Genomic DNA, 23501 nt, shown 5'->3' with positions numbered 1-23501 from the left:
CTCCACAAAGGCGAAAGCAGCCGAGCATGGCTCGGCTCTACACAAGGCGAAAGGCGGCCGGCGGTAGTTCGGCATCATCGAGGAGCAGTTCATGTCTTCTGCATTGAGGGTGGTTGCAGTGGTGGGGTCGCCGACCAGTTCGGCGACGTCGCGCACGTTGCTGCTGGTGCGGCATCTGCTGGCGTCGCTGCAGCAGCGGGTGCATGCCAGTGTGGATCTGGTGGAGCTGGCACCGATCGCGCGTCCGCTGGGGCAGTCGTTGTCGCGCGACGAAGTGGAGCCCGCCGTGGAGCAGGCGCTGCAGACGATCGAGGCGGCCGGGCTGCTGGTAGTGGCTGCGCCGGTCTATCGGGGATCGTATCCGGGGCTGTTCAAGCATCTGGTCGACTTCATCGGGCTGGAAGCGCTGGTGGATACGCCGGTATTGCTGGCAGCGACCGGCGGCAGCGAGCGCCATGCGCTGGTGATCGACCACCAGTTGCGGCCGTTGTTCAGTTTCCTGCAGGCGCACACGCTGCCGATCGGGGTGTATGCCACGCCTGCCGACTTCGATGGCGAGCACATCAACAGTGCCGCTTTGCAGGCGCGGATCGCGCTGGCGACCGAGCGTGCGGCCGGCCATCTGGCTACGCAGGCGCTGGCGGTAGCGGCGCCGCTGCGACGCATCGCCTGACGGCATAACCGGCGGCGCTTTGCTTATGGCCAAGGCGCATCTGCGTGGCCGGATCTGACCGCCGATTGTCGTCTGGCATCGCCGTGCCGACGGCCGTCATCTCTAGCATCGATATCGAAGCGGCATCGCATTGCCGCCCCCCGATGAGGACGACCCCGTGAGTCTGGACGCAACCGACAAGCCCATCCTGTTCCTGCTCGACCGTGAGTTCGAGGACGGACAGATTCCCGGCCAGCGCTTCTTCTGTCGGCACAGCCTGCTGCTGGAAGGGGCGCTGTCGAGCATCGACGGCCTGGACGCGCAGCTGGACGTGCGCCGCATCGGCTTCGCGCGGCCGCGCCGCGAGGTGATCGCCGAGATCGGCGAGCAGGACCAGTCGCTGCCGAAGCTGGTGCTGCCGCAGGGCGTGCACAGCGAGCTGGCCAGTGGCGCGCACCAGAACCGCCAGTACATCTCCGGCGCCGAGCCGATCCTGGCCGCGCTGAACGGGTTGCTCGGCATCCCCGTGGCCCATCCCTGAGCGAGGACGCGACGATGAGCTATCAGATCAGCGTGTTGGACAAGAGCCCGGTGGCCGAGGGCGCCTCGCCGGAACAGGCGCTGCGCAACAGCCTGCAGCTGGCGCAGCGCGCCGAACAGCTGGGCTATCACCGCTACTGGTTTGCCGAGCACCATGCCGCGCCGACGTTGGCGAGTCCCGCACCGGAGGTGCTTGCGGCGTGGGTGCTGGCGCAGACCCGGCGCATCCGTGTCGGCAGCGGCGGGGTGATGCTGCGCCACTACGCGCCGTACAAGGTGGCGGAGAACTTCAACCTGCTGGCAGCGTTGGCGCCAGGGCGCGTGGATCTGGGCGTGGGCAAGGCACCGGGCGGCCTGCCAGCGTCGACTGCCGCGCTGGCGGCCGGGCGCCCGGCGTTCGCCGACTTCGACCAGCAACTGCGCGATCTTGAGGGCTATCTGGCCGGCGCCGAAAGCGAGGCGCTGGCGCGGCCGGTTCCGCAGCAGGCGCCAGAGCGTTTCCTGCTCGGCGCAAGTCCACAGAGCGCAAAGCAGGCGGCCGAACTGGGCTGGCGCTTCGTCTACGCCGCGCACTTCGACGGCGACCCGAAGCACATCGAGGCCGCGTTCCACGCCTACCGCAGCGTCTCCTCGCAGCCACCGCTGCTGGCTACGGTGGCCTTCGCCGCGCCGACTGCCGAAGCCGCAGCGCGTCATATCGGTGCGCTGCGCGTCTACAAGCTGCACCTCGGTCCCGGGCAGGCGGTGAACCTGCCCAGCGCCGAGGCAGCTGCCGAGTACGCACGCCAGGTGGGCGTGGCGGACTTCCGCATCGAGGAAACGCGCCCCAGCGTGCTGTCCGGCGATGCGCAGCATGTGCGTGACGAATTGGACGCGTTGCACCGGCGCTTCGGCGTGGGTGAGTTCATTCTCGATGCGCCGGTGGCCGACCTCGACGCACGCCTGACATCCCTTGAACTGCTGTCGCCCGCGCCGCGCGCGGCGGTGGCCTGACCTGCAGGAGCGATTCCCATGAGCACCACCCCGCGCCACATTCCGTTCGGCATCATGCTGCAGGGCCCCGGCAGCCACATGCATGCCTGGAAGCATCCGTCCAATCCGGCCGATGCCAGCGTCAACCTGCAGTTCTACATCGACATTGCGCGCACCGCCGAGGACAACGGCATTGCCTTCGGTTTCGTGGCCGATGGCCTGTACATCAACGAGAAGTCGATCCCGCACTTCCTCAACCGCTTCGAGCCGATCTCGCTGCTGTCGGCGCTGGCCACGGCAACGAAGAAGATCGGCCTGGCCGGCACGCTGTCGACGTCCTACAGCGATCCGTTCACGGTGGCACGGCAGTTCGCTTCACTGGATCTGCTCAGTGGCGGCCGCGCCGGTTGGAACGTGGTGACCTCGCCACTGGAGGGTTCGGGCCGCAACTACGGCCGGCCGCACCCGGAGCACGCGCTGCGCTACCAGATCGCCGATGAGTACCTGGACGTCGTGCAGGGGCTGTGGGATTCGTGGGACGACGACGCCTTCGTGCGTGAGCGCGACAGCGGCACCTTCTTCGCACCGGAGAAATTCCGCCGCCTCGACCACAAGGGCCGCTTCTTCCAGGTGGAAGGCCCGCTCAACATCCAGCGTTCGCCGCAGGGACAGCCGGTAATCTTCCAGGCCGGTTCGTCTGACGATGGCATCGCGCTGGCCGGCAAGTACGCCGATGCGGTGTTCACCCATTCGCCGTCGCTGGAAGAAACCCGTGCATTCACCCAGAAGGTGAAGAACTCGGCGATCGCGCACGGCCGCAGTGGCAATGACGTGAAGATCTTCCCGGGCATCGGCCCCATCGTCGGCCGCACCGCCGAGGAAGCCGAAGCCAAGTACCAGGCGATTGCCGCACTGGCCACGCTGGAAGATGCGCTGGCGTACCTGGGGCGCTTCTTCGATCACCACGATTTCAGCCAGTACGACCCGGATGCACCGTTCCCGGAGCTGGGTGACATCGGCAGCAACTCGTTCCGTTCCACCACCGACCGCATCAAGCAGGATGCGCGTGAGAAGGGCCTGAGCCTGCGCCAGGTGGCACTGGAAGCAGTGAGCCCACGGCCGAACTTCATCGGCACACCGGAGCATGTGGCCGATGAGCTGATCCGCTGGTTCGATGCCGGTGCCAGCGATGGCTTCATTCTCGGCTTCGCCGCGCAGCGCGAGGGCCTGGACGATTTCGTGACCCAGGTGCTGCCGATCCTGCAGGCGCGCGGCTACCACCAGCGCGAGCTGGAAGGACAGACCCTGCGCGAGCATCTGGGTCTGCCGTACAAGGCCAGCCGCTATTCGACCGACGCCGAACCGGCACGGAAGGCGGGATAAGGCGATGAGCGGAGAAACCGCGGTAGCGCCGGGCCACGCCCGGCGGACTTCCCCAACCAGTGGCATATTGCCCGAGATCGCGGCACGCGCCGAGGCCACAATCGCGATCCGCCATGACCTGCACCAGCACCCGGAGCTCGCCTTCGAGGAGCACCGCACCAGCGCCCGCGTGGCCGAGCTGCTGCAGCAATGGGGCTATGAGGTGACCACCGGCCTCGGCGGCACCGGTGTGGTCGGCACGCTGCAGCGCGGGCAGGGCAGCCGTCGTCTCGGCCTGCGCGCCGACATCGATGCACTGCCGATCCATGAGGACTCCGGCCTGGCCTACGCCAGCCAGACCGAGGGGCTGATGCATGCCTGCGGCCACGATGGGCATACCGCCATCCTGCTGTCCGCTGCACACTACCTGGCCCACCACGGGCGCATCGACGGCACCCTGCAGCTGGTGTTCCAGCCTGCTGAGGAGACGGGTTCGGGCGCGTCGAAGATGATTGCCGATGGCCTGTTCGAGCGTTTCCCGGTGGATGCGATCTATGGGCTGCACAACTGGCCGGGCGTGCCGGTGGGCCACTTCGGTTTCGTCGATGGCCCGGCGATGGCGTCGGTGGATTGGGCACGGCTGAAGGTGATCGGCAAGGGCGGCCACGGCGCCGAGCCACAGGGCAGCGTCGATCCGATCCTGGTGGCGGCGCACATCATCACCGCGCTGCAGAGCGTGGTGTCGCGCAATGTCGATCCGCGGCAGATGGGCGTGGTCACCGTGGGCTCGATCCACGGCGGGCAGGCCGCCAACGTGATTCCGGACGTGGTCGAGCTGAAGCTGACCGTGCGCGCCTACCTGCCGGAAGTGCGCGACACCCTGCGGAGCCGGGTCACCGAGATTGCCGAACAGACCGCCGCCGCGTTCGGTGCGCGCGCCGAGATCGAGTTCCCGCGCGGCTTCCCCAGTGTGATCAACCATCCGCAGCAGACCGCCTACATCCGCGAGGTGGCCGTGCAGGGCTTCGGCGCCGCACAGGTCGTTCCCGAATTCGCGCCGCGCACGGCCAGCGAGGATTTCGCCTTCCTGCTGCAGGCACGACCGGGCAGCTTCGTGTTCGTCGGGAACGGTGACAGTGCACCGCTGCACAGCCCGCGCTATGTGTTCAACGACGCCGCCATTGCCCCCGCCGCCAGCCTGTGGGCGCGGCTGGCCGAAGATTACCTGGTGAAGGACGCGACATGAGCCACGACGAACGCTTCCTCTATACCTCGGTCGATGACCCGCTGGCGCGGCCGTTGTTCGATGGCCTGGAGCAGGAGTACGACAGCCGCTACGCTGACGTGCGTCGACGCATCGGCGGCAGCGCTCGCGAGGAGCTGCAGCGCTACCCGGCGCAGGCCTTTGCGGCGCCGGTGGGCGCCTTCGTGCTGCTGCTGCGCGACGGGGTGGCGATTTCCGGCGGTGCGTTCATGCCGCACCGCGATCCGGATACCGCCGAGTTCAAGCGCATCTGGACGCTGCCCGGACTGCGCCGCCAGGGCATCGCGCGACGCGTGCTGCAGGAGCTGGAAGACCAGGCGGCGCGGCAAGGGTACCGACGAGTGTTCCTGACCACCGGCTTCCGTCAGCCTGAAGCCGTTGGCCTGTACCTCAGTCATGGCTACACCGCGTTGTTCGATCTGGAGGCCGACCCGGAAACGGTTGCGCATCTGCCGTTCGAGAAGCACCTGCGGGCGACGACGCCTGTCGTTACCGCTGCACAGGCACTGCTGCACGGAGCCCACGCATGAGCACACCGTCGACCGCGCTGGAGGGCATCGCCGCTCGTCCGGCGCCCGGACAGGCACTGAAGATCGTGCCGGCCCGGCATCCGCTGCAGGTCTTCGGCACGGTGCTGGCACTGGCGCTGATCCTGATCGGGCTGCAGTCCGTGCTGGGCAATCCGCGCTGGGGTTGGGGCACCTTCGCCGAGTGGTTCTTCGCACGCCCGGTGCTGGAAGGCCTGGGTCGCACGCTGCTGCTGACCGCGCTTGGCACCGGCCTCGGTTTCGCGCTGGGTACGCTGCTCGCGCTGGCACGCGTCTCCGGTTCGCCGCTGCTGTCGGCGGTGTCGTGGGGCTATGTGTGGTTGTTCCGTTCGATCCCGTTGCTGGTGCTGTTGCTGCTGTTGAACAACCTGGGCTATCTGTACAGCACCATCGAACTGGGCGTGCCGTTCACCGGCATCAGCCTGTTCTCGTACCCGACCACACAGCTGATCGGTGTGTTCACCGCCGCGGTGCTGGGCCTGACCCTGAACCAGGCCGCGTTCTCGGCCGAGGTGATCCGCGGTGGCATCCTCTCGGTCGACCACGGCCAGTACGAGGCCGCGGCCGCGCTCGGCCTGCCGCGTGGCCGCCAGGTGCGCCGCATCATCCTGCCGCAGGCGATGCGTTCGATCCTGCCGGCGGCGTTCAACGATGTGATCGGCCTGGCCAAGAGCACCTCGGTGGTCTACGTGCTGGCGCTGCCGGAGCTGTTCTACACCGTGCAGGTGATCTATCGGCGCAACCTGGAAGTGGTGCCGCTGCTGATGGTGGCCACGGTCTGGTACCTGGTGATCCTGACCGTGTTGTCGCTGCTGCAGCGGCGCGTGGAACAGCGCTTCGCGCGCGGCCAGCTGCAGCGCGAGCGCTCGGTGTCGCGGGTGTCGTCACCGGTGCGGACATCCAGTGATGCTGCGCCGCGCGTGGCCAACCGCCCGCGCATCGCCACCCAGGTCGAAGCGGGCGAGGGTGCGGCGGTGTCGCTGCATGGCGTGGGCAAGGCATTCGGCGATCAGCCGGTGCTGGAAGACGTGAACCTGGACCTGCGCGCCGGCAGCGTGACGGTGCTGATCGGACCGTCCGGCGCCGGGAAATCCACGCTGCTGCGGTTGATCAACCACCTGGAACGTGCCGACAGCGGCTACGTGACTGTGGGCGGCCAGCTGATTGGCTACCGCCGCGAGGGTGACACCTTGTACGAACTGCCCGAGCGTGAGATCCGCCGCCGTCGTGCGGAAGTGGGCATGGTGTTCCAGGGCTTCAACCTGTTCCCGCACCTGACCGCGCTGGAAAACATCATCGAGGCACCGATCGCGGTGCGTGGCGTGCCGCGCGCGCAGGCCGAGCAGCAGGCGCGGACGCTGCTGGAGCGGGTTGGCCTGGCCGACAAGGCCGATGCGTTCCCGCGCCAGCTGTCCGGTGGCCAGCAGCAGCGCATCGCGATCGCCCGCGCACTGGCGCTGCAACCGAAGGTGCTGCTGTTCGATGAACCGACCTCGGCACTGGACCCGGAACTGGTGGCTGAAGTGCTGAGCGTGATCGAGGAGCTGGCCAGTTCCGGCACCACGCTGGTGATCGTCACCCATGAACTGAGCTTCGCCCGCCGCGTGGCCGACCACGTGGTGATGATGGACCAAGGGCGGGTGATCGAGCAGGGCACGCCCGAGGCGTTGTTCGAGCGCCCGCGCCGGCAGCGCACGGCCGATTTCCTGGCCAAGACCCTATAGCCCTGGAAGGAACACCATGAGCCCTGCAGCACCGCGTCGCCCCTCGCGCAGCACCCTGTTGATCGTGGGCGTGCTGGTCATCGGCATCGCCGGCATCGTCTATTCGCGCGTACGCCAGGCACCGGATGCCGGCGCCGTGGCCACGACCAGCCTGGCCGGTGCGAACACGGCCGTGCTGAAGGGTACGTTTGACCCGAAGGCTCAGGCGTTGATCCCGGCCGACTATCGCTTCGTCACCCCCGGCACATTCACCGTTGCCACTCATCCGGGGCAGCTGCCGCTGGCCGACTATGGTGCCGACAGCAAGGACGTGGTCGGCATCGAGCCGGACATCGCGCGGCTGATCGCCGATGGGCTGGGCCTGAAGCTGGTGATCGTGCCGGTGGCATGGGCCGATTGGCCACTCGGGCTGGAGTCGGGCAAGTACGATGCAGTGCTGTCGAACGTGACGGTCACCGAGGAGCGCAAGAAGAAGTTCGATTTCTCCAGCTATCGTTACGACCTGCTGGGCATCTACACGCGCGCCGATGGGCCGATACAGAAGATCGAAAAGCCCGCCGACGTCGCCGGGCTGAAGGTGGTGGTGGGCGCCAGCACGAACCAGGACCAGATCCTGCGCCAGTGGGACCAGCAGAACATCGCTGCCGGCCTGAAGCCGGTGGAGTACCAGTACTTCGACGACGCGGTGGTCGGCCGCTTGGCGGTGATCACCGGCCGCGCCGATGTCTCGTTCGAGCCCAATGCCACCGGCGCTTATTCGGCACGCGATGGCAAGGTGCGGCGTGTTGGCCTGTTCCCAGGGGGATGGCCGAACGCTGCGGCGATTTCGGTGACCACGCGCAAGGGCAGCGGCCTGGCCGACGCGGTGACGCAGGCGCTGAATACCCAGATAGGCAGCGGCACCTATGCGCAGGCGCTGAAGCGATGGAATGTGGCCGAGGAAGCGGTGCCGCAGTCGCAGACCAATCCGCCGGGGTTGCCGACGCTGCAATGACGCCGGGCGTGGCCCGGCGCTACCTCCGTCTTTGTAGAGCCGAGCGATGCTCGGCTGCTCTACCAACGCGCCTCCAGTGTCCGGAACGGTTTCACCAGCCGCACACCCTCGGCATCGAAGTCGGAAACGCTACGTCCATCCACACGCACCGTCTTCGGCATGGTGCGCTCCGGCCACCAGACCTTCACCGCCGTCCCGTTGCGCAGCCCCTCACCAAGCGCCACCGTCAGCACCCCGTCGCGTTGCCGCGCCTGCATCTGCAACGTGCCATACGCTGTCGGCAGGCGTTCGACCGCCAACCCATCGCCAGCCACCCAAGACGGTGGCGTGCCCGGCAGCAGTGAGAGGGCATCATCGTCTTCGCGCATCAGCATGCCGAACAGCGTGCGGCCGTACTCGGCACCAATCCAGGTATGCGGCATGTCGCCCAGATAGCGCGGAAAACGCAGGCGTGAGTGCACGACCTCAGCCAGCACCTGCCACTCAAGCGGGCGCCGATCATGCAGCAGTCCCTGCAGCAGCTCATCGGCCACCTGCGGCTGGCCCAGGTGCACATAGCTCAGCACATTGCGGATCTCGTACGGTGTGTACGCGTACAGCGCACCGGGCTGGCTGCGCTTGCGGACGTCCTCCAGGTAGCGCGCGAAGGTGGTCCGCAGCGCCTCGGCGGGCAACACGCTCTGTGCGCCGGTCGGGTCCAGTGCGATCGAAACGCCGGTGGGATCGCCATCGCCCAGGTCGGCCGAGGAGGGAATGAAGTCGATACCCTTCCACGCCATGGTCGCCCGGATCGAGGCATGCAGCGCGTCGTAAAGCAGTTTGTACTGTTCGCGTGCCCACGCTGCGGTCTCGTGGTCGCCCAGCGATTCGGCCAGCCACGCGCCGTCGTGCCAGCCCTTCAGGCCCCAATAGTCGTCCCAGTAGCTGTGGGTGGGAGACGGATAACCCTCATGGCTGATCGACGGCGCAAGAATGCCCGCGAAGCGCTCCGGCGCTGGCTGGTCGGCCTTGTAGCCGGGCACCAGCGTGCGTTCGCGTAGTTCCTGCAGGAAGCGCAGCGCTGCCTTCACTTTCGGCAGATAGGCACGTACCGATTCGGGTCCGCCATCGAGGCGCGCGACATCGGCCACCAGCGCCACGTACTGGCCCTGGCTGTCGTACTCGATATCCGAACCGAAACCGGTGTTGACGCTGCCATCGTCGTTGAGGATCGGCGAGACCAGGCCGTTGGCATGCACGCCGTGTTCGCTGTACCAGCCCAGGTAGTCGCGCGCGACCTTGGCTTCACCCATGCGCAGCAGCACCGCCGAGGTGGCCATGCCGTCGCGGATGAAGGAGCGGTTGTAGTTGCGCGGGCCGGGCTGCATCGCCGGGCCGGTCTGGTTGATCAGCATGTAGGCGGCCTGCGCGCGCAGCATGTCGACCAGTGAGGGATCGGGCAGGCGCAGGCCGACCTGGCCCAGCCGTGCCTGCCAGTCCGCGGAGGCCTGCGTGGCCAGGGAATCGAACGCCGCATTGGCATCGCGGGGCAGCGTGGCTAGATCGAGCGCAGGCGCTTCGGGCAGTGCGCCCTTGGTATCGGCGGCGGTAGCACCCAGCGGGAACGCGACCACGATGGCATCGCTGGCCCCCGGTGCCAGTGATACGCGGTAGTTCAACGCAGCCGAGGCAAGACCCTCGTCGTCGCGCGCCTGTTGCGTGGAGGGCAGCTGGCCGGCAGCGAGGGTCGCGGTGATTTCCGTTGCGCCATCCTTGCCGAACGGCGCCGCGCCGGACGCAGCCACCGGCGTGAGCGACTGCAGCAGCGTGCGTCCATTGATGCGCACCGCCTGCCCATCGATGGTCACATCGCGGATCGGTGACAGCCCGCCGTTCTGCCACGGCGGATTCATCTGCATCGGGCGCACGACCAGGCTGAGCGTGCCTTCGATCCTGGCGCTGCCCGTGTTGTGCAGGCGATGCCGCAAGAACGTTACCGGCTGGCCGTCGCGCTCGATGGCGAATACCTCGCTGCGCAGCTCCAGGCCGGGCTGCGGTGACCAGGTGGCGCAGGGCATCGGCTTCCAGCCATCCCGCAACGCGTGCTGTATCGGCTGTCCTGCCGCGCCAGCGGCACGCCCGTCAGCGCCACGCCAGATCGGCTGCACCAGCGGCGCGCCCTTGAAGGCTTCCAGATTGCCGTATTCGTCGAAGATCGATTTCTGTCGTCCTGCGTGCACACCGACGGCGGTCCAGTAGGTCTGCTGCATCTGCAGCGATGCCGGGAACAACGCGCGCTGAGCGCCGCTGGCGGTGATCTGGTATCGCTTCATCGGCGTCATTACCGCCTTTGGCCCGAGCAGGCGCAGTCGCGCGACCTGCGGTGCGGGGCCGTCCACGCTCAGCCGGAACGCACGCAGGGGTTGTGCCGTGTCAGCAGCCAGCCAGCTTTGCCGATGATTGGCCGCCTGTGCATCGTGTGCGAGGTCCTGCCAGCGGCCCTGTGCATCCTGCGCCTGCAGTCGTGCAGCGCCGCGCGCGCCATCGGCCCAGTCGACCACCAGGCCAGCCGTGGATTGAGCCTGCGGCAGCGTGATCTCGAGCGCATGGGATCCACCTTTTCCGGTCGGAACCGCAACGGTGCCGCCGCCTTGCCAGAGCGCGGCTGCCTGTGTTGCATCGACATCGGCGATGCGTGCGCTGAGCGTGCTGTCCAGCGGCTCCATTTCGAAGATCGACACACCCCAGTCGGAGGTGCGCTGCGGACTGGCCAGTCGTAGATAGCGCGCCTGCCGCGGCGCGAAGTACAGCGTTTCCACATCGCCCAGTGAATCGGCCATCGTGTACGCGGTCTGCCACTGCGTACCATCCATTGAGGTCTGCAGTGAATAGCCTTCCGGGTTGGAGACATCCCAGGTGAGTCGTGCGCCAGCCAGCAGGGTTGGCGTGCCCAGATCGATCTGGAACCAGTGGCCGGGGCTGAAGGCGCCGCCGGTGACGGTCTTCGGGTCGCCGTCGATCAGGTGGCTGATCGCCATCGCCGGCACCTGCTGCGAGGAACTGCTGGCCTGCCATTGGCTGCGCGGGGGAAGGGGCTGTGCCTGTGCGGCGGCGGCGAGGGCGGCCAGTATCAGGGTGGCGGCAGTAAGCCACGGAATGGCTGAGCGGGCAACCTTGGAGCGTTCGGCGCGCAATGTCATTACGTACAGCCTCGCAGGTTCGGCCGGTATCGGGCGAGCGCTACGCTAGCAAGGGATGTAATCGGTTACATGACGCACTGCAGCGTCGCAGGCCGCTTCTGTGGTTGACGCAGCCGAGCATGGCTCGGCTCTACATGGTTTCCGGCAGGTCAAGCGCACCGCACGCTACAACTCCACCGTCTCCCACCAGCGCGTGCCCGCCTGCGGCGCCTGCATGTCCAGCGCTTCGCCCATCATCGGCGTGGCCACCGGCACGTTCTTCGCGGCCGCCAATGCGGTGATGCGCTCGAACGGCTGCTGCCACTCGTGCAGGGCCAGGTCGAAGGTGCCGTTGTGGATCGGCAGCAGCCACTTGCCGCGCAGGTCCAGGTGCGCCTGCAGCGTCTGTTCCGGCTGCATGTGCACGAACGCCCAGCGCGGATCATAGGCGCCGGTCTCGATCATGGTCAGATCGAACGGACCATACTTCTCGCCGATGGCCTTGAAGCCGTCGAAGTAGCCGGTGTCGCCGCTGAAGAAGATGCGGAAGTCGTCGTCCTGGATCACCCACGACGCCCACAGGCTGCGGTCGCTGTCGCCCAGGCCGCGGCCGGAGAAGTGCTGGCCCGGGGTGGCGGTCAGGCGCAGGCCGCTGGCCTCGGTCGATTGCCACCAGTCCAGCTGTTCGACCTTGCTGGCGTCCACACCCCAGGCAATCAGCTGGTCGCCGACGCCGAGCGGGGCGATGAAGCGCGCGGTCTTGCCTGCCAGCTGCATCACGGCGGCATGGTCCAGGTGGTCGTAGTGGTTGTGCGAGAGGATCACGCCAGCGATCGGCGGCAGCTCTTCGATGCTGATCGGCGGTGCGTGGAAGCGGGCCGGGCCCATCCACTGCACCGGCGAGGCGCGCTCGGAGAAGACCGGGTCGGTCAGCCAGTACTGGCCGCGCAGCTTCAGCAGGATCGTGGAGTGCCCAAGCCGGAACAGGCTGCGGTCCGGCGCGGCGTCGAGGGTGGCGCGGTCCAGCGGCAGCACCGGAATCGGGTGCGCAGGCACGGTGCCCTTGGGTTTGTTGAAGAGGAACGTCCACCAGATCTCCGCACCGTCGCGCAGGCCCATCGCCGGACGGGGCAGGGCATTGTGGAACTTGCCGTCGCGGTACTGCGGCGAATCGGGGAAGTCGGGGAGGGACCAGGATTAGCAGAAGGTGTAGGCGGTCACGGCGAGGATTCCAAGCAAAAGGACAAGGAGCAGGCGCTTCATGGGTGACGTCCGCTGGGTACACTGCACAGTGTAGTTTCGTGTTTTTCAAAAGTACACTGTCCGGTGTAAAATGTGCGCATCCGTTCAGTTATCCGGTTTCTGCCATGCCCCGTGCCCCGCAACGCCTGACCGACCGTAAACGCGATGCCATCGTGCGCGCGGCGGTGGAGGAGTTCCGTGCCTCGGGCTACGAGGCCACCAGCATGGACCGCATCGCCGAGGCGGCCGGGGTCTCCAAGCGCACCGTCTACAACCACTTTCCCAGCAAGGAAGCGTTGTTCTCGATGATCCTGGAGGAGCTCTGGGAACGCAGCGTGGCCAGCGACGCGTTACCGTACCGCGCCGACCAGCCGCTGCAGGCGCAGCTGCTGCAGTTGCTGGGCCAGAAGCTGGAACTGCTCAGCGATGCCAACTTCATTGACCTGGCGCGGGTGGCGATGGCCGAGATCATCCACTCACCGGAGCGCGCGCAGGCCATCGTCTGCCGCATGGGCGAAAAGGAAAGCGGCGAGAGTGCCTGGATCCGCGCGGCCATCGCCGATGGCCGGCTGCGCGAGGTCGATCCGGAGTTCGCCGGCCACCAGCTGCACGGGCTGGTGAAGAGCTTCGCGTTCTGGCCACAGGTGACGATGGGGCAGGCACCGTTGAGCGCACAGGAGCGTGCACGCGTGGCCGAATCGGCGGTGGCGATGTTCCTGGGGTTCTACGCGGTCTAGCTGGCGGCGAAGCGGCGGAACTCGTCGGCCGGCAGCGCCGCCGAGTACAGATAGCCCTGGCCGACATCCACACCCAGTGCGCGCAGTTGCTGTTCCTGCGCCAGGGTCTCGGTACCTTCGGCCACCACGATGGCACCGCAGCGGTGCGCGACTTCGACGATGAAGCGCACGATCGACTGCGACTTGGCGTCGGACAGTGTGGCGATCAGCGCCTGCTCGATCTTGACCTCGGCGATGGCCAGCTGCGAGAGCAGGATCAGGGTTGAATAGCCAGCGCCGAAATCATCCAGTGACAACGTGACCTCCGCTGCCAGCAGCTGTGCGATGTTGGCATCGACCACGTCGCGCTCGACGATCTCGGTCCATTCGACGATCTCCAGGCGCAGCATCACGCCGGGCACATCGTGCAGCTGCAGCAGTTCCTGCAGGCGCAGGCCGAAGCCGGGCAGGCGCAGTGACTCGGCCGAAACATTCACGGCGATTTTCAGCTGCGTGCCATCGCGTCGGCACTGCTGCAGGAAGTGGATGGCCGACTGCAGCGTGGCCCATTCCAGTTCAGCCAGCCGCCCCTGCCGGCGCAGCAGCGAGATCACCCGCATGGGCGCGATCAGCCGACCCTCGCCGTCGCGCATGCGCAGCAGTGCTTCGGCGCCGACCAGCTGGCGATCCTGCAGGCGATGCTTGGGCTGGTAGCACAGCGGGGCGTCGCCCTGCTGCAGCCAGCGATCAAGGGCGACTTCAATCAGGGCGTCGATCTCGCTGTCGCGCTGGATCGGGTCGTCGAAGAACACGACGCCGGATTCGATCGCACTCAGCGCCACGGTGATTGCCCGGAAGGGCAGGTGGCCATCGTCTGCCGCGCCCGGTGGCTTCAGTTCGACTACCGCGCAGCGAAACAGCGGCCGGAAGCCGGGCCAATCGCGGCCGACCTGATCGGCCAGGTTGCTGGCCAGCTCGGTGATCTGCGGTTGCGTGCGCAGTTCGGACAAGGTCAGGTCGCGCACCAGGATCGCCAGCGCGGCATCGCCGAACTGGTATATCTCCAGTTGCCCGGCCGGCAGCGAGGGCAGCAGCCGATGCACCTCTTCGGTGCTGTCGCGCTGCCACAGGCCGTTGTCCTGCAGCGGACCGTAGCGCAGGCGCAGGTCGCGCAGGTTGCCCATCTCGGCCACGATCAGGCAGGCCTTGCCGATACCGTCGTTGTCGCGCCAGTAATGCTGCAGGCGTTCGCCGAGCGCACGCATGTTGGGCAGGCCACTGATCGGATCGATGCGCAGCCAGGCGTGTTCGCGCTGACGCTGTGCATCGATCTGCGCATCGTTGTAGACCAGTGCGAACACCGCGCCCAGCATCAGCAGCGATAGTGGCAGTGCCAGCAGGCGCTGGATTGCCAACTCCTCCACGGGTAGCTGATTGGCGCCGATGATTGCGACGCCCAGTGCCAGGCCCAACGCAGTGACGACGATACGCACGCCCCAGGCCTGCAGGATCATGCGCAGCGAGAGTTCATTGAGCATGCGCGGGTGCAGGCGCCTGCGCAGCCAGACGCCTGCCAGCATCTGCAGCGTGGCCTCGAGGCCGGCTGGTAGAAAATACTGGGTGCCGGCGAACTGGTATCGGGCCAGCAGGCTGGCACCCAGGCAGGCCAGGCCGCCGCGCCAGCCGCCGAGCAGTCCGCTGACCAGCAGGATGTCGAAGCCGAGGTGCAGCTTGACCACACCCTGGGTGTAGCGGGCTACGAACCAGGCGTTGAACAGGTAGATCAGGCCCAGCGCCACGCCCACGTACAGGCGGCGGCCCTCAATGGCATGGCCAGCGCGACGGGTGGCGATCAGCAGCACGCCGATCATGCCGATCACCGCCGTGGCCTGCAGCAGATACAGCGGCAGGCTGGGCAGGGCGCTGTCCAGGACCTGGGCCGAGACCCGTGAAAGCGCATCCATAGCAGGTTCCCGCCTGTGACCGACGGCCAGTGGGGAGCAGGGTAAACCACAGGCGCCCGAGCGGCCACCAAGGGCCCCGGGCCGAGGCCTCTGCAGTCAGTAGCGCGGGTCGGCGATGGCCGGCAGCACCAGTTCGCGCACGAAGCCGGACGGTGACAACTGCAGCAACGCGCGCACCATTGCAACGACGTCGTGCACGGGCACTAATTCGCCGTCGCCGCGCGCTGCGGCCTCTGCAACCGGCACCGACAGTGCATCGTCGGTGTTGAGGTAGCCCAGCTGCAGGCTGGTCACCGCCAGGCGGCGATCGCGGAAGCCCTCGCGCAGTGCATCGGCGATGCCGTTGAGTGCGAACTTGGATGCGCCGAACGCCACTTCCGGGCGGCCACTGCGCGGCAGCGCCGAGGTTGATCCGGTCAGCACCAGCTGCGGGCGTGGTGCGCCGAGCACTCGCGGCAGCAGGCGCTGCAGCAGCACCAAGGTGGCGGTGATGTTGACGTCGACCAGTTGGGTGAGCGCGGCATCGCTCTCGTCGAGGAAGGCGTACTCGTCGCTGAAGGCGGTCTCTTCCCAGATGCCCAGGTTGTGGATCAGCACATCCAGATCGGCCGGTGCCTGCGCTGCGATGTGATTGGCAGCCAGGGTGGGCTGGGACAGATCGGCCTCGATCCACTGCAGAGTGACACCCTCGGGGCATTCAAGATCGCGCGGACGGCTGCGCGAAACGCCGATGACGGTGTCGCCCGCACTGCACAGGCCTTCCACGAACGCCCGACCCAGGCCCCTGCTGGCGCCGATGACCATCAATTTCATGTCGCTTCCTTGTTGTACTGCGGCGGCCTCAGTCGGCAGCCAGAATGGTGTCCCAGTCGGCGAACGCACGCAGCTTGCTGCGTTCAGCGGTAATGATCGAGGCGATGTTGTCGAGCTGGCAACGGTACTGTGGTAGTAGCCGTCGCAGCTGCTGCAGGTGCTGGGATGTACTGACCACTGACAGCCGGGTCAGTTTGGTCAGGCCTCCCATTGCGCGCTCTGCTGGGCGGTGTGCTTCGGGATCGGCGAGAATCCGTAGGGTCCGCAGCAACAGGAACATCCCGGCATGGGAGCACCCGATCCCTTCACTGATGGCCTGCCGCTGCCGTGGGCGTGGCGGGAAGCGTTGGCCAATGCGCGCATCGAGCGGCAGTCGATCGGCGTGTCGCGTGCGGATGTAGCCCGTGTGCAGCGGCCAGGCCAGCCCGATGCCTTCCTGAAGTCGGAAGTGATCGACGCCTTCAGTGAGCTGGGCGATGAGATCGCGCGCCTGCGCTGGCTGCAGGCACAGGGACTGCCGGCGCCAACGGTGATTGCCACCGCCGAAGAAGCGGGCCGGCGCTGGTTGCTGATGAGTGCGCTGCCCGGCCGTGATCTGGCCTCGTCGTCGGAACTCGCGCCGCAGCAGCTGGTGGAACTGCTGGCCGACGCGCTGCGCGGCCTGCATGCGTTGCCGGTGGCAGCCTGTCCGTTCGACCAGCGACTGGCCTCGCGCCTGCAGGCCGCGCAGGTTCGGGTGGAGGCGGGGCGTGTAGACGCCGATGACTTCGATGACGAGCGCCTGGGGCAGAGTCCGCAGCAGGTCTTCGCCGAACTGTGCAGTACCCGGCCCGCTCATGAAGACCTGGTGGTCAGCCATGGCGATGCGTGCCTGCCGAACCTGATGGTGGTCGAGGGGCGTTTCAGCGGTTTCATCGACTGTGGGCGACTGGGCGTGGCCGATCGCTACCAGGACCTGGCGCTTGCCGCGCGCAGCCTGGTCCACAATTTCGGCGACACGCGTTGGGTCGCGCCGCTGTTCCGGCGCTATGGCGTGGTGGCTGATGAGCGCCGGCTGGCGTTCTACCGGTTGCTCGACGAGTTCTTCTGAGCCCTCGCATGGCTGGCGATGCCCGCGCAGATCAGGCCACCGACCACGCTCAGGTGTTCCAGCGCGAAGAACAGCGCCAGCTGCTGTTCCGCGCCGTGCTTGGTCCAGAAGGTATGCACGATGACGATGGTCAGCAGCATGAACACCGCCAGCGCGCCGCTGCCCAGCCATAGCAGGCGATCAAGCAGCAGGCACAGTGAGCCGCCCAGCAGCACCACGGCGCTGGCGATGTTGAACAGCGCAGGCGGTTGCAGCCCGGCCGCCTGCATTTCGGCCACGCTGTTGTCCCACGCCAGCAGCTTGGCCAGACCCGAGGACAGGAACACCACGGCCAGCAGCAGTCGGGCGAGGAACCACAGCACGCGGCTGTCGAGCAGGGTGGAGATCATCCGTGGCATGCAGCAACTCCGGGTTGAGCGTTGGGCGGGGCGGGCAGCATCGGGCCTCAACAGCGGTTGAGGTCAAGGCTGCCTGAACGAAGTCCGGTGGTGGCCGGGTTACCCTCTTCAAAATGGACGAACGTTCGTTCACTATTTATGGCATGAGCAGAATCGACCGCAATGAGCAGCGCGTGACCCTGATCCTGCAGGCGGCACTGCAGTGCTTCGTCGCAAAGGGATTCCACCAGACCAGCATGCGTGACATCGCGCAGGCGGCCGGTGTCAGCCTGGGCAATCTCTACAACCACTTCCCGGGCAAGGAAGCGATCATCCTTGCAGTGGCGGTGGCTGAGAGCGAAGAACTGGCACCGTTGCTGCAGCGACTGGCCGCGTCCGATGGCGAGCGTGCACAGGTACTGGTTTTCCTTCAGGACTTCCACGCACTGTGCCGCCAGCCGGAATGGGCGACGCTTGCCGTCGAAGTGCTGGCCGAGAGCGCACGCAATCCGGCCGTGGCCGAGGCATTTGCGGCCAATCGCAGGCAATTGCAGATGACGCTGGCCGAAGCCCTGCAGCAGGTGGCGCAGCGCGAGCGGCGGCGTCCCGTGCTGGCAGCGGCGCTACAGGCGCAGGTGCTGCTGGATGCCATCGAAAGCGATGCGCTGCGTCGGGGGCTGGGCGAAGCCGGTGGCACCGATGAGGCATCGCTGGATCTTGGCCTGCTCGCGCTGCTGCTCGGAGCGCGCGCATGAGCGCTGTTGATCGGCGGTTGCACGGGCTGGACCTGGCGCGCTATCTGGCGCTGGCCGGCATGGTGCTGGTCAACTTCCGCCTGGCGATGGCCGTGCCCGCAGAGGGTGAGGGTTGGCTGGCAGGGTTCTTCCATCTGCTGGAAGGCAAGGCCTCGGCGACGTTCGTCACCCTGGCCGGTCTTGGCCTGGTGCTGGCCACGCAGCGGCAGGGTTGGTGGCCAGCCAGTGTGCAGACCTGGCGGCGCGCACTGTTTCTGATGATCCTGGGCCTACTCAACCTGACTCTGTTCCCGGCCGATATCCTGCACTACTACGCGGTGTATTTCGCGTTGGCCGTGGTGTGGCTGCGTGCGTCGCCGCGGGTGTTGCTGGCCAGCATCGTGGGCCTGGCGGCCTGTTCGTTCTGGGCGTTGCTGCACTGGGACTACAGCCAGGGATGGAACTGGCAGACGCTGGAGTACGCCGGTCTGTGGCAATGGCCGGGCGCGGCCCGCAACCTGCTGTTCAATGGCTTCCATCCTCTGCTGCCGTGGCTGTGCTTCTTCCTGCTGGGGATGTTGCTGGCACGCCTGCAACTGTCGCAACCGCGGGTCCAGCGTGCGCTGCTGGTGCTGGGCCTGCTGCTGATCGCGGCTGGACATGGCGTGCAGCAGCTTGCACAGGGAACGCCCTGGCAGGTGTGGCTGGGAACGCAGCCGATGCCGCCGGGGCCCGCCTACGTACTCACCGGTGCGGGCGCAGCGTGCAGTGTCATTGCCGCCTGCCTGTGGCTGACGCGTGCGCGACCGGGTGACTGGCTGGAACCGTTCACCGCGGCCGGACGCATGACCCTGACCCTGTACGTCGGCCACATCCTGCTGGGCATGGGTACGCTGGAAAGCCTGGACCTGCTTGATGGCCGTGCATCGCTCGCGTCGGTGCTGCTGTGGGCACTGCTGTTCCTGATGCTGGCGACCGGCGCGGCATGGCTGTGGTCGTGGCAGTTCGCACGCGGCCCGCTGGAGGCGGTGATGCGGCGCATCGCAGGCTAGTTCTCTGGTTGTGCCGAGGCGATGTTGTGACGGACATGTCTGTGTCGTGGCGAGTGCATCTGCGATAGTGGCGGCAGGTAACACTTTCCGCTTGCACCCATGTCATTCGCTTCGGCGCAGCATCTCGGCGAAGTCCTGCAACAATCCTATGGCATCACCCCCACCGCCGTGGTACCACGCCCGGTGGGGGCCGACGCCAATGCCAGCGTGTATCGCGTCGATGCGCGGCACGGGCAGTGGTGGTTGAAATGCCGCACCTACCAGGTTGACCCCGCAGTGTGGGACAGCCTGCATTGGATGCGCGGCACGCTGGGTATCGATGAGATCGTCGCGCCGTGGCCGGCATTGACCGGTGGTGCGTCGGTGCAGCGTTGGGGATTGCAGTTCACCCTGTTCCCTTATGTGGAAGGCCAGTCCGGGTTCGAGGCGGCGTTGAGCCGCACGCAGTGGAAACGGCTGGGGGAGGTGCTGCGGCGCCTGCACGGCGCGCAGCTGCCAGCAGACCTGCAGCAGGCGCTGCCGATCGTACGGCTGGAAACCGCGGCGCTGGAAACCGTTGGGCAATGGCTGGCTGGCGAGGGCCTGGCGGCCGCGAAGGACGGGCTGGGCCGCGCCTTCGTTTCGATATGGGACCGGCAGCATGCGCGCATCGCGGCGCTGCATGCGCAGGCACGGGAGCTGCTCGCGGCATTGCAGGACGTGCCGGTAGACCTGCATCTGTGCCACACCGATCTGCATGCCGGCAACCTGCTGATGGGCAATGACGGGGGCCTGCACCTGATTGACTGGGATGGCCTGTCGCTGGCACCGCGCGAGCGCGACCTGATGTTCATCGGTGCGGCTGTTGGCGGGCGCTGGGGGCGTGAGAATCCGTTGGGCTTCGAGGACGGCTACGGCAGCGACCGCGGCGACCCGCGCTGGATCGCCTGGTACCGGCACTGGCGCATTCTGCAGGACCTGATCGAGTTCCAGCAGGTGCTGCTGGGCAGCGACGGTGAGGAGCGTTCGCCGCAACTGCGCAGGCAGTCGCTGCACTACCTGGGCGAGCAGTTCGCACCGGGCAATGTGTTCGATGCGGCGGAGCGGGTGTATCGCGCGCTGGAATAGGTACTGGGCCGTTGCCAGGATCGCCCCGGGTAGAGTCGACTGTTAGTCGACTGCTCTTCGATTGGAATAGGCAAAGCCCGCGCTGCGCGCGATAGTCGACTAACAGTCGACTCTACCAAGGGCTTGTCCATCGAGGCGGTTTTCATTCGGCGGGCTTGGCCGCTGCCGAGGCCGCTGCACTTGCGGCCCGCCGCGACAGTACGGCTTCGCGGTGGGCGATATAGGCGTTCGCGGCGAGGATGATGCCGGCGCCGATGATCGTCCAGCGGTCCACCGTTTCGTTGAACAGCAGCCAGCCGCACAGCGTCACCAGCGGCAGCTGCAGGAAGCTGATCGGGGTCAGCGCCGAGACTTCGCCCAGGCGCAGCGCCCGCGTCCACAGCAGCTGGCCGACCGTGCCGAGCACGCCGGTGGCCAACAGCCACAGCCACGCCACGCCGGTGGGCCAGACCCAGACGAACAGGGCAGGCAGCAGCGACAGCGGCACCCAGAACACGTAGGTATAGAGCACCACGGTATCGGCGCTGTCGATACGGGTCAGCTGCTTGATCTGGATCGCCACCAGCGAGCTGAGCACGGCGGCAGCCACCGCTACCAGGCTGCCCGCGGTGAAGCCGGCGGTACCGGGGCGCACGATCACCAGCACGCCGATGAAGCCGACCACCACTGCAGCCCAGCGCCGTACGCGCACGGTCTCGCCCAGCCACAGCACGGCAGCGATGGTGACGAACAACGGCGTGGAGTACGACAGCGAAACCGCCTGCGCCAACGGCAGGTGGCCCAGTGCCCAGAACGCGCACAGCATCGAGCCCAGGCCGATCGCACTGCGCACGAAATAGCGTGGCAGCTGCTGGGTCTTCAGCGGCGCGTGGCCGGGGCGCAGCAGCATCGGCAGCAACGCGAGCAGGCCGAAGGCATTGCGGAAGAACGCCACTTCCTGGGTCGGCACGTAGCGCGTGGCATAGCGGATGGCCACCGCCATCAGGCCAAATGCCATGGTGCTGCCGAGCATCAGCAGCGCCGCCCGCATCGGGGTGGCGCTGGGGGAGAGGGCGGGGCTGTTCACCACTGTGCGCCGAGCAGGCGGGGCTCCGGTTCGATCGGTACGCCGAACTTCTCCAGCACCGAAGCGGAAATACGTCGCGCCAGCGCCAGCAGTTCAGCACCGGTGGCGTTGCCGTGGTTGACCAGCACCAGTGCGTGGCTCGGCGCCACGCCGGCATCACCTTCGCGGAAGCCCTTCCAGCCGCAGGACTCGATCATCCATGCCGCCGAGACCTTGCGCTTGCCGTCCTGGTCGGACGGGAACACCGGCAGTTCGGGGAAGTGCTGCAGCAGCACGTCGACCTGTTCCAGCGGCAGCACCGGGTTCTTGAAGAAGCTGCCGGCGTTGCCGAGTACATCCGGGTCGGGCAGCTTGCGGCGGCGGATTGCGATCACCGCGTTGGCCACGTCCACCGCGCTCGGCAATTCTACGCCCTGCGCCTGCAGTTCCTCGCGGATGCCGGCGTAGTCCATGCGCAGATCGTGCAGCAGCGGCAGCTTGAGCTCGATGGCGGTGATCAGGTAGCGATCAGGCTGCTGCTTGAATACGCTGTCGCGGTAGGCGAAGCCACACTGTTCGTTGTCCAGCCGCACCCAGGCCCGCTCCTGGCAGTCCCAGGCCTCGACGGCCTGGATGAATTCGCCGACCTGCGCGCCGTAGGCGCCGATGTTCTGGATCGGCGCGGCACCGGCGGTGCCGGGAATCAGCGCCAGGTTCTCCAGGCCGGACAGGCCCTCCTGCAGGGACCACATCACCAGCCCGTGCCAGGGCACGCCGGCACCGGCGCGGATCACCGCATGGTCGGCGCGGTGTTCAAGGAAACTGATGTCACGGTTGCCGAACACCAGTACCGTGCCAGGCAGGTCCTCGGCGATCAGTACGTTGCTGCCGCTGCCCAGCACCAGCAGCGGGCCGTTGGCCACCTCGGGCAGCGCGAGCACGTCCGGCAGCAGTGCGGCATCGTGCAGTTCCAGCAGCTGCGCGGCGCTGGCCTGCACATGGAAGGTGTTCAGCGACTGCAGCGGCGCATTGCGGGTGAGCGTCCAGCGCAGCGGTGCGTTGCCGTCGACGGTATCCATGGGCGCGCTCACAGTGGGGCCACCGCGCCGCGGCTCGGTGCTTCGCGACGGCGACGGATCGCCTCCACGCATTCGGAGACCAGCGCCGGGCCACGGAAGATCAGGCCGCTGTAGCACTGCACCAGCGCCGCGCCGGCGGCCATCTTGGCCACCGCATCGGCACCGGACAGGATGCCGCCGACACCGATCAGCGGTACCGATTCGGGCAGGCGCGAACGCAGGCGGCGCAGCACCAGCGTGGACTGCTCCAGCACCGGCGCACCGGACAGGCCGCCGGCCTCGTTGGCCAGCGGGTCGCCTGCCACCTTGCTGTGGTCGATGGTGGTGTTGGTGGCGATCACGCCGTCCACCTGCAGCTCGCCGAGCACGCGGGCGGCGGCATCGATGTCGCGCTCGCTCAGGTCCGGCGCCACCTTCACCAGCATCGGCACGCGGCGACCATGCTGCGCAGCCAGGGCTTCCTGGCGGTCACGCAGCTGGCTGACCAGTTGGCGCAGCGCGGTTTCTTCCTGCAGCTCACGCAGGCCGGCGGTGTTGGGCGAGGAGATGTTGACCGTGATGTAGTCGGCCAGCGGATAGACCTTGTCCAGGCAGGCGATGTAATCGTCCACCGCCTGTTCGTTGGGGGTGTCCTTGTTCTTGCCGATGTTGATGCCGAGCAGGCCGCGACGGTTGCGCGCGCGTTCGACGTTGCGCACCAGCGCGTCCACGCCCGCATTGTTGAAGCCCATGCGGTTGATGATTGCGTTGTGCGCCGGCAGGCGGAACAGGCGCGGCTGCGGATTGCCGGCCTGCGGACGCGGGGTGATGGTGCCGATCTCGACGAAGCCGAAACCCAGCGCGAACAATGCATCGATGTGCTCGCCATTCTTGTCCAGGCCGGCGGCCAGGCCGACCGGATTGGGGAAGGTCAGCCCGAACACGGTGCTCGGCATCGGCGCGATGCGTGCGGCCAGCAGCGGCGTGGTGCCGGTGCGATAGGCCAGGTCCAGTGCGGACAGGCCGAGGCCGTGGGCGCGCTCGGCGTCGAGCGAGAACAGGAAGGGGCGGGCAAGCGAATACATGCGT

Annotated in this window: 21 protein-coding genes and 1 pseudogene; 13 read left to right on the top strand and 9 right to left on the bottom strand. The window is 67.2% G+C overall.

The window, feature by feature from the left end; all coding sequences use genetic code 11:
- Positions 1-91: 91 nt before the first annotated feature.
- The 8 genes from msuE to G5A07_RS03815 all read left to right on the top strand — a co-directional run bounded on the left by msuE (position 92) and on the right by G5A07_RS03815 (position 8056).
- Entirely contained in the window at positions 92-673 is a 582-nt protein-coding gene (msuE, locus tag G5A07_RS03850) for an FMN reductase (RefSeq protein ID WP_191862856.1), read from the top strand.
- Between the two features lie 157 nt (positions 674-830).
- Entirely contained in the window at positions 831-1193 is a 363-nt protein-coding gene (locus G5A07_RS03845; RefSeq protein ID WP_010484654.1) for a DUF3088 family protein, read from the top strand.
- Between the two features lie 14 nt (positions 1194-1207).
- Complete coding sequence (locus tag G5A07_RS03840; protein ID WP_049483185.1) at positions 1208-2185, top strand: MsnO8 family LLM class oxidoreductase; 978 nt, start codon at positions 1208-1210, stop codon at positions 2183-2185.
- A gap of 18 nt (positions 2186-2203) precedes the next feature.
- Positions 2204-3547 carry an LLM class flavin-dependent oxidoreductase gene (locus G5A07_RS03835; protein WP_180832273.1) on the top strand — a complete coding sequence of 448 codons (1344 nt, stop codon included), beginning with the start codon at positions 2204-2206 and terminating at the stop codon, positions 3545-3547.
- Positions 3548-3551: 4 nt separating this feature from the next.
- Positions 3552-4772, top strand: a complete 1221-nt coding sequence (locus G5A07_RS03830) for a M20 aminoacylase family protein (protein WP_191862852.1) — start codon at positions 3552-3554, stop codon at positions 4770-4772.
- Complete coding sequence (locus G5A07_RS03825) at positions 4769-5320, top strand: GNAT family N-acetyltransferase (protein WP_049483190.1); 552 nt, start codon at positions 4769-4771, stop codon at positions 5318-5320. The genes G5A07_RS03830 and G5A07_RS03825 overlap by 4 nt, the downstream gene beginning before the upstream one ends.
- The gene (locus tag G5A07_RS22570; RefSeq protein WP_191862850.1) at positions 5317-7062 is read left to right on the top strand and encodes an amino acid ABC transporter permease/ATP-binding protein; all 1746 of its coding nucleotides are present in this window, start codon (positions 5317-5319) and stop codon (positions 7060-7062) included. Before G5A07_RS03825 ends, G5A07_RS22570 begins: the two co-directional genes overlap by 4 nt.
- Before the next feature lie 16 nt (positions 7063-7078).
- Positions 7079-8056, top strand: a complete 978-nt coding sequence (locus tag G5A07_RS03815; protein WP_049483192.1) for an ABC transporter substrate-binding protein — start codon at positions 7079-7081, stop codon at positions 8054-8056.
- Positions 8057-8115: 59 nt separating this feature from the next.
- On the opposite strand, the gene G5A07_RS03810 is transcribed toward G5A07_RS03815, so the two are convergent.
- Together G5A07_RS03810 and G5A07_RS03805 are read right to left on the bottom strand one after the other, a co-directional pair.
- Positions 8116-11235, bottom strand: a complete 3120-nt coding sequence (locus G5A07_RS03810) for a discoidin domain-containing protein (RefSeq protein WP_191862848.1) — start codon at positions 11233-11235, stop codon at positions 8116-8118.
- Between the two features lie 165 nt (positions 11236-11400).
- Positions 11401-12477, bottom strand: a pseudogene (locus G5A07_RS03805) (MBL fold metallo-hydrolase).
- 104 nt (positions 12478-12581) lie between these two features.
- Here G5A07_RS03805 and G5A07_RS03800 point away from each other — a divergent pair.
- Positions 12582-13193 carry a TetR/AcrR family transcriptional regulator gene (locus G5A07_RS03800; RefSeq protein ID WP_010484672.1) on the top strand — a complete coding sequence of 204 codons (612 nt, stop codon included), beginning with the start codon at positions 12582-12584 and terminating at the stop codon, positions 13191-13193.
- On the opposite strand, the gene G5A07_RS03795 is transcribed toward G5A07_RS03800, so the two are convergent.
- The 3 genes from G5A07_RS03795 to G5A07_RS22410 form a co-directional block, all read right to left on the bottom strand.
- The gene (locus G5A07_RS03795) at positions 13190-15136 is read right to left on the bottom strand and encodes an EAL domain-containing protein (RefSeq protein WP_191862847.1); all 1947 of its coding nucleotides are present in this window, start codon (positions 15134-15136) and stop codon (positions 13190-13192) included. The two genes, G5A07_RS03800 and G5A07_RS03795, sit on opposite strands and share 4 nt — an antisense overlap.
- Before the next feature lie 96 nt (positions 15137-15232).
- A complete protein-coding gene (locus G5A07_RS03790) occupies positions 15233-15949 on the bottom strand; it encodes an SDR family oxidoreductase (protein ID WP_005413133.1) in 717 nt (238 codons plus the stop codon).
- 28 nt (positions 15950-15977) lie between these two features.
- Positions 15978-16160 (bottom strand): hypothetical protein, encoded by a 183-nt coding sequence (locus G5A07_RS22410; protein ID WP_241873077.1) that lies wholly within the window; start codon positions 16158-16160, stop codon positions 15978-15980.
- A gap of 75 nt (positions 16161-16235) precedes the next feature.
- Between G5A07_RS22410 and G5A07_RS03780 the strand changes: the two genes are divergently transcribed.
- Positions 16236-17039 carry an APH(3')-II family aminoglycoside O-phosphotransferase gene (locus G5A07_RS03780; RefSeq protein ID WP_191862845.1) on the top strand — a complete coding sequence of 268 codons (804 nt, stop codon included), beginning with the start codon at positions 16236-16238 and terminating at the stop codon, positions 17037-17039.
- Here G5A07_RS03780 and G5A07_RS03775 read toward each other — a convergent pair.
- Complete coding sequence (locus tag G5A07_RS03775) at positions 17012-17437, bottom strand: DoxX family protein (protein ID WP_191862843.1); 426 nt, start codon at positions 17435-17437, stop codon at positions 17012-17014. The two genes, G5A07_RS03780 and G5A07_RS03775, sit on opposite strands and share 28 nt — an antisense overlap.
- A 143-nt stretch (positions 17438-17580) precedes the next feature.
- On the opposite strand from G5A07_RS03775, the gene G5A07_RS03770 reads away from it, so the two are divergent.
- From G5A07_RS03770 to G5A07_RS03760, 3 genes are all read left to right on the top strand, one after another.
- A complete protein-coding gene (locus G5A07_RS03770) occupies positions 17581-18171 on the top strand; it encodes a TetR/AcrR family transcriptional regulator (RefSeq protein ID WP_191862841.1) in 591 nt (196 codons plus the stop codon).
- Entirely contained in the window at positions 18168-19202 is a 1035-nt protein-coding gene (locus tag G5A07_RS03765; RefSeq protein WP_191862839.1) for a heparan-alpha-glucosaminide N-acetyltransferase domain-containing protein, read from the top strand. Before G5A07_RS03770 ends, G5A07_RS03765 begins: the two co-directional genes overlap by 4 nt.
- 99 nt (positions 19203-19301) lie before the next feature.
- Positions 19302-20309, top strand: a complete 1008-nt coding sequence (locus G5A07_RS03760) for an aminoglycoside phosphotransferase family protein (RefSeq protein WP_049410829.1) — start codon at positions 19302-19304, stop codon at positions 20307-20309.
- A gap of 142 nt (positions 20310-20451) precedes the next feature.
- Here G5A07_RS03760 and G5A07_RS03755 read toward each other — a convergent pair whose 3' ends face one another.
- From G5A07_RS03755 to G5A07_RS03745, 3 genes are read right to left on the bottom strand one after another with little or no spacing between them, the layout of a single operon-like run.
- Entirely contained in the window at positions 20452-21339 is an 888-nt protein-coding gene (locus G5A07_RS03755) for a DMT family transporter (RefSeq protein WP_019338467.1), read from the bottom strand.
- Positions 21340-21371: 32 nt separating this feature from the next.
- A complete protein-coding gene (gene murB / locus G5A07_RS03750; protein WP_019338468.1) occupies positions 21372-22433 on the bottom strand; it encodes a UDP-N-acetylmuramate dehydrogenase in 1062 nt (353 codons plus the stop codon).
- A gap of 8 nt (positions 22434-22441) precedes the next feature.
- Complete coding sequence (locus G5A07_RS03745) at positions 22442-23497, bottom strand: quinone-dependent dihydroorotate dehydrogenase (protein WP_019338469.1); 1056 nt, start codon at positions 23495-23497, stop codon at positions 22442-22444.
- Between the last annotated feature and the right edge of the window lie 4 nt (positions 23498-23501).

The organism is Stenotrophomonas sp. AS012628, from assembly GCF_010608305.1.
GTDB classification, from domain to species: domain Bacteria; phylum Pseudomonadota; class Gammaproteobacteria; order Xanthomonadales; family Xanthomonadaceae; genus Stenotrophomonas; species Stenotrophomonas geniculata.
Note: the sequence above shows the minus strand (reverse complement) of the source record. Positions and strands in the feature narration are given on the sequence as shown.

What these genes read in the sequence shown, in the direction of transcription:
- G5A07_RS03790 (WP_005413133.1), bottom strand. Translation starts at nt 15,949, where the DNA reads ATGAAATTGATGGTCATCGGCGCCAGCAGGGGCCTGGGTCGGGCGTTC.
- G5A07_RS03830 (WP_191862852.1), top strand. Translation starts at nt 3,552, where the DNA reads ATGAGCGGAGAAACCGCGGTAGCGCCGGGCCACGCCCGGCGGACTTCC.
- G5A07_RS03765 (WP_191862839.1), top strand. Translation starts at nt 18,168, where the DNA reads ATGAGCGCTGTTGATCGGCGGTTGCACGGGCTGGACCTGGCGCGCTAT.
- G5A07_RS03800 (WP_010484672.1), top strand. Translation starts at nt 12,582, where the DNA reads ATGCCCCGTGCCCCGCAACGCCTGACCGACCGTAAACGCGATGCCATC.
- G5A07_RS03810 (WP_191862848.1), bottom strand. Translation starts at nt 11,235, where the DNA reads ATGACATTGCGCGCCGAACGCTCCAAGGTTGCCCGCTCAGCCATTCCG.
- G5A07_RS22410 (WP_241873077.1), bottom strand. Translation starts at nt 16,160, where the DNA reads ATGGGAGGCCTGACCAAACTGACCCGGCTGTCAGTGGTCAGTACATCC.
- G5A07_RS22570 (WP_191862850.1), top strand. Translation starts at nt 5,317, where the DNA reads ATGAGCACACCGTCGACCGCGCTGGAGGGCATCGCCGCTCGTCCGGCG.
- G5A07_RS03780 (WP_191862845.1), top strand. Translation starts at nt 16,236, where the DNA reads ATGGGAGCACCCGATCCCTTCACTGATGGCCTGCCGCTGCCGTGGGCG.
- G5A07_RS03745 (WP_019338469.1), bottom strand. Translation starts at nt 23,497, where the DNA reads ATGTATTCGCTTGCCCGCCCCTTCCTGTTCTCGCTCGACGCCGAGCGC.
- G5A07_RS03825 (WP_049483190.1), top strand. Translation starts at nt 4,769, where the DNA reads ATGAGCCACGACGAACGCTTCCTCTATACCTCGGTCGATGACCCGCTG.
- G5A07_RS03840 (WP_049483185.1), top strand. Translation starts at nt 1,208, where the DNA reads ATGAGCTATCAGATCAGCGTGTTGGACAAGAGCCCGGTGGCCGAGGGC.
- msuE (WP_191862856.1), top strand. Translation starts at nt 92, where the DNA reads ATGTCTTCTGCATTGAGGGTGGTTGCAGTGGTGGGGTCGCCGACCAGT.
- G5A07_RS03760 (WP_049410829.1), top strand. Translation starts at nt 19,302, where the DNA reads ATGTCATTCGCTTCGGCGCAGCATCTCGGCGAAGTCCTGCAACAATCC.
- G5A07_RS03770 (WP_191862841.1), top strand. Translation starts at nt 17,581, where the DNA reads ATGAGCAGAATCGACCGCAATGAGCAGCGCGTGACCCTGATCCTGCAG.
- G5A07_RS03755 (WP_019338467.1), bottom strand. Translation starts at nt 21,339, where the DNA reads ATGCGGGCGGCGCTGCTGATGCTCGGCAGCACCATGGCATTTGGCCTG.
- G5A07_RS03795 (WP_191862847.1), bottom strand. Translation starts at nt 15,136, where the DNA reads ATGGATGCGCTTTCACGGGTCTCGGCCCAGGTCCTGGACAGCGCCCTG.
- murB (WP_019338468.1), bottom strand. Translation starts at nt 22,433, where the DNA reads ATGGATACCGTCGACGGCAACGCACCGCTGCGCTGGACGCTCACCCGC.
- G5A07_RS03815 (WP_049483192.1), top strand. Translation starts at nt 7,079, where the DNA reads ATGAGCCCTGCAGCACCGCGTCGCCCCTCGCGCAGCACCCTGTTGATC.
- G5A07_RS03775 (WP_191862843.1), bottom strand. Translation starts at nt 17,437, where the DNA reads ATGCCACGGATGATCTCCACCCTGCTCGACAGCCGCGTGCTGTGGTTC.
- G5A07_RS03835 (WP_180832273.1), top strand. Translation starts at nt 2,204, where the DNA reads ATGAGCACCACCCCGCGCCACATTCCGTTCGGCATCATGCTGCAGGGC.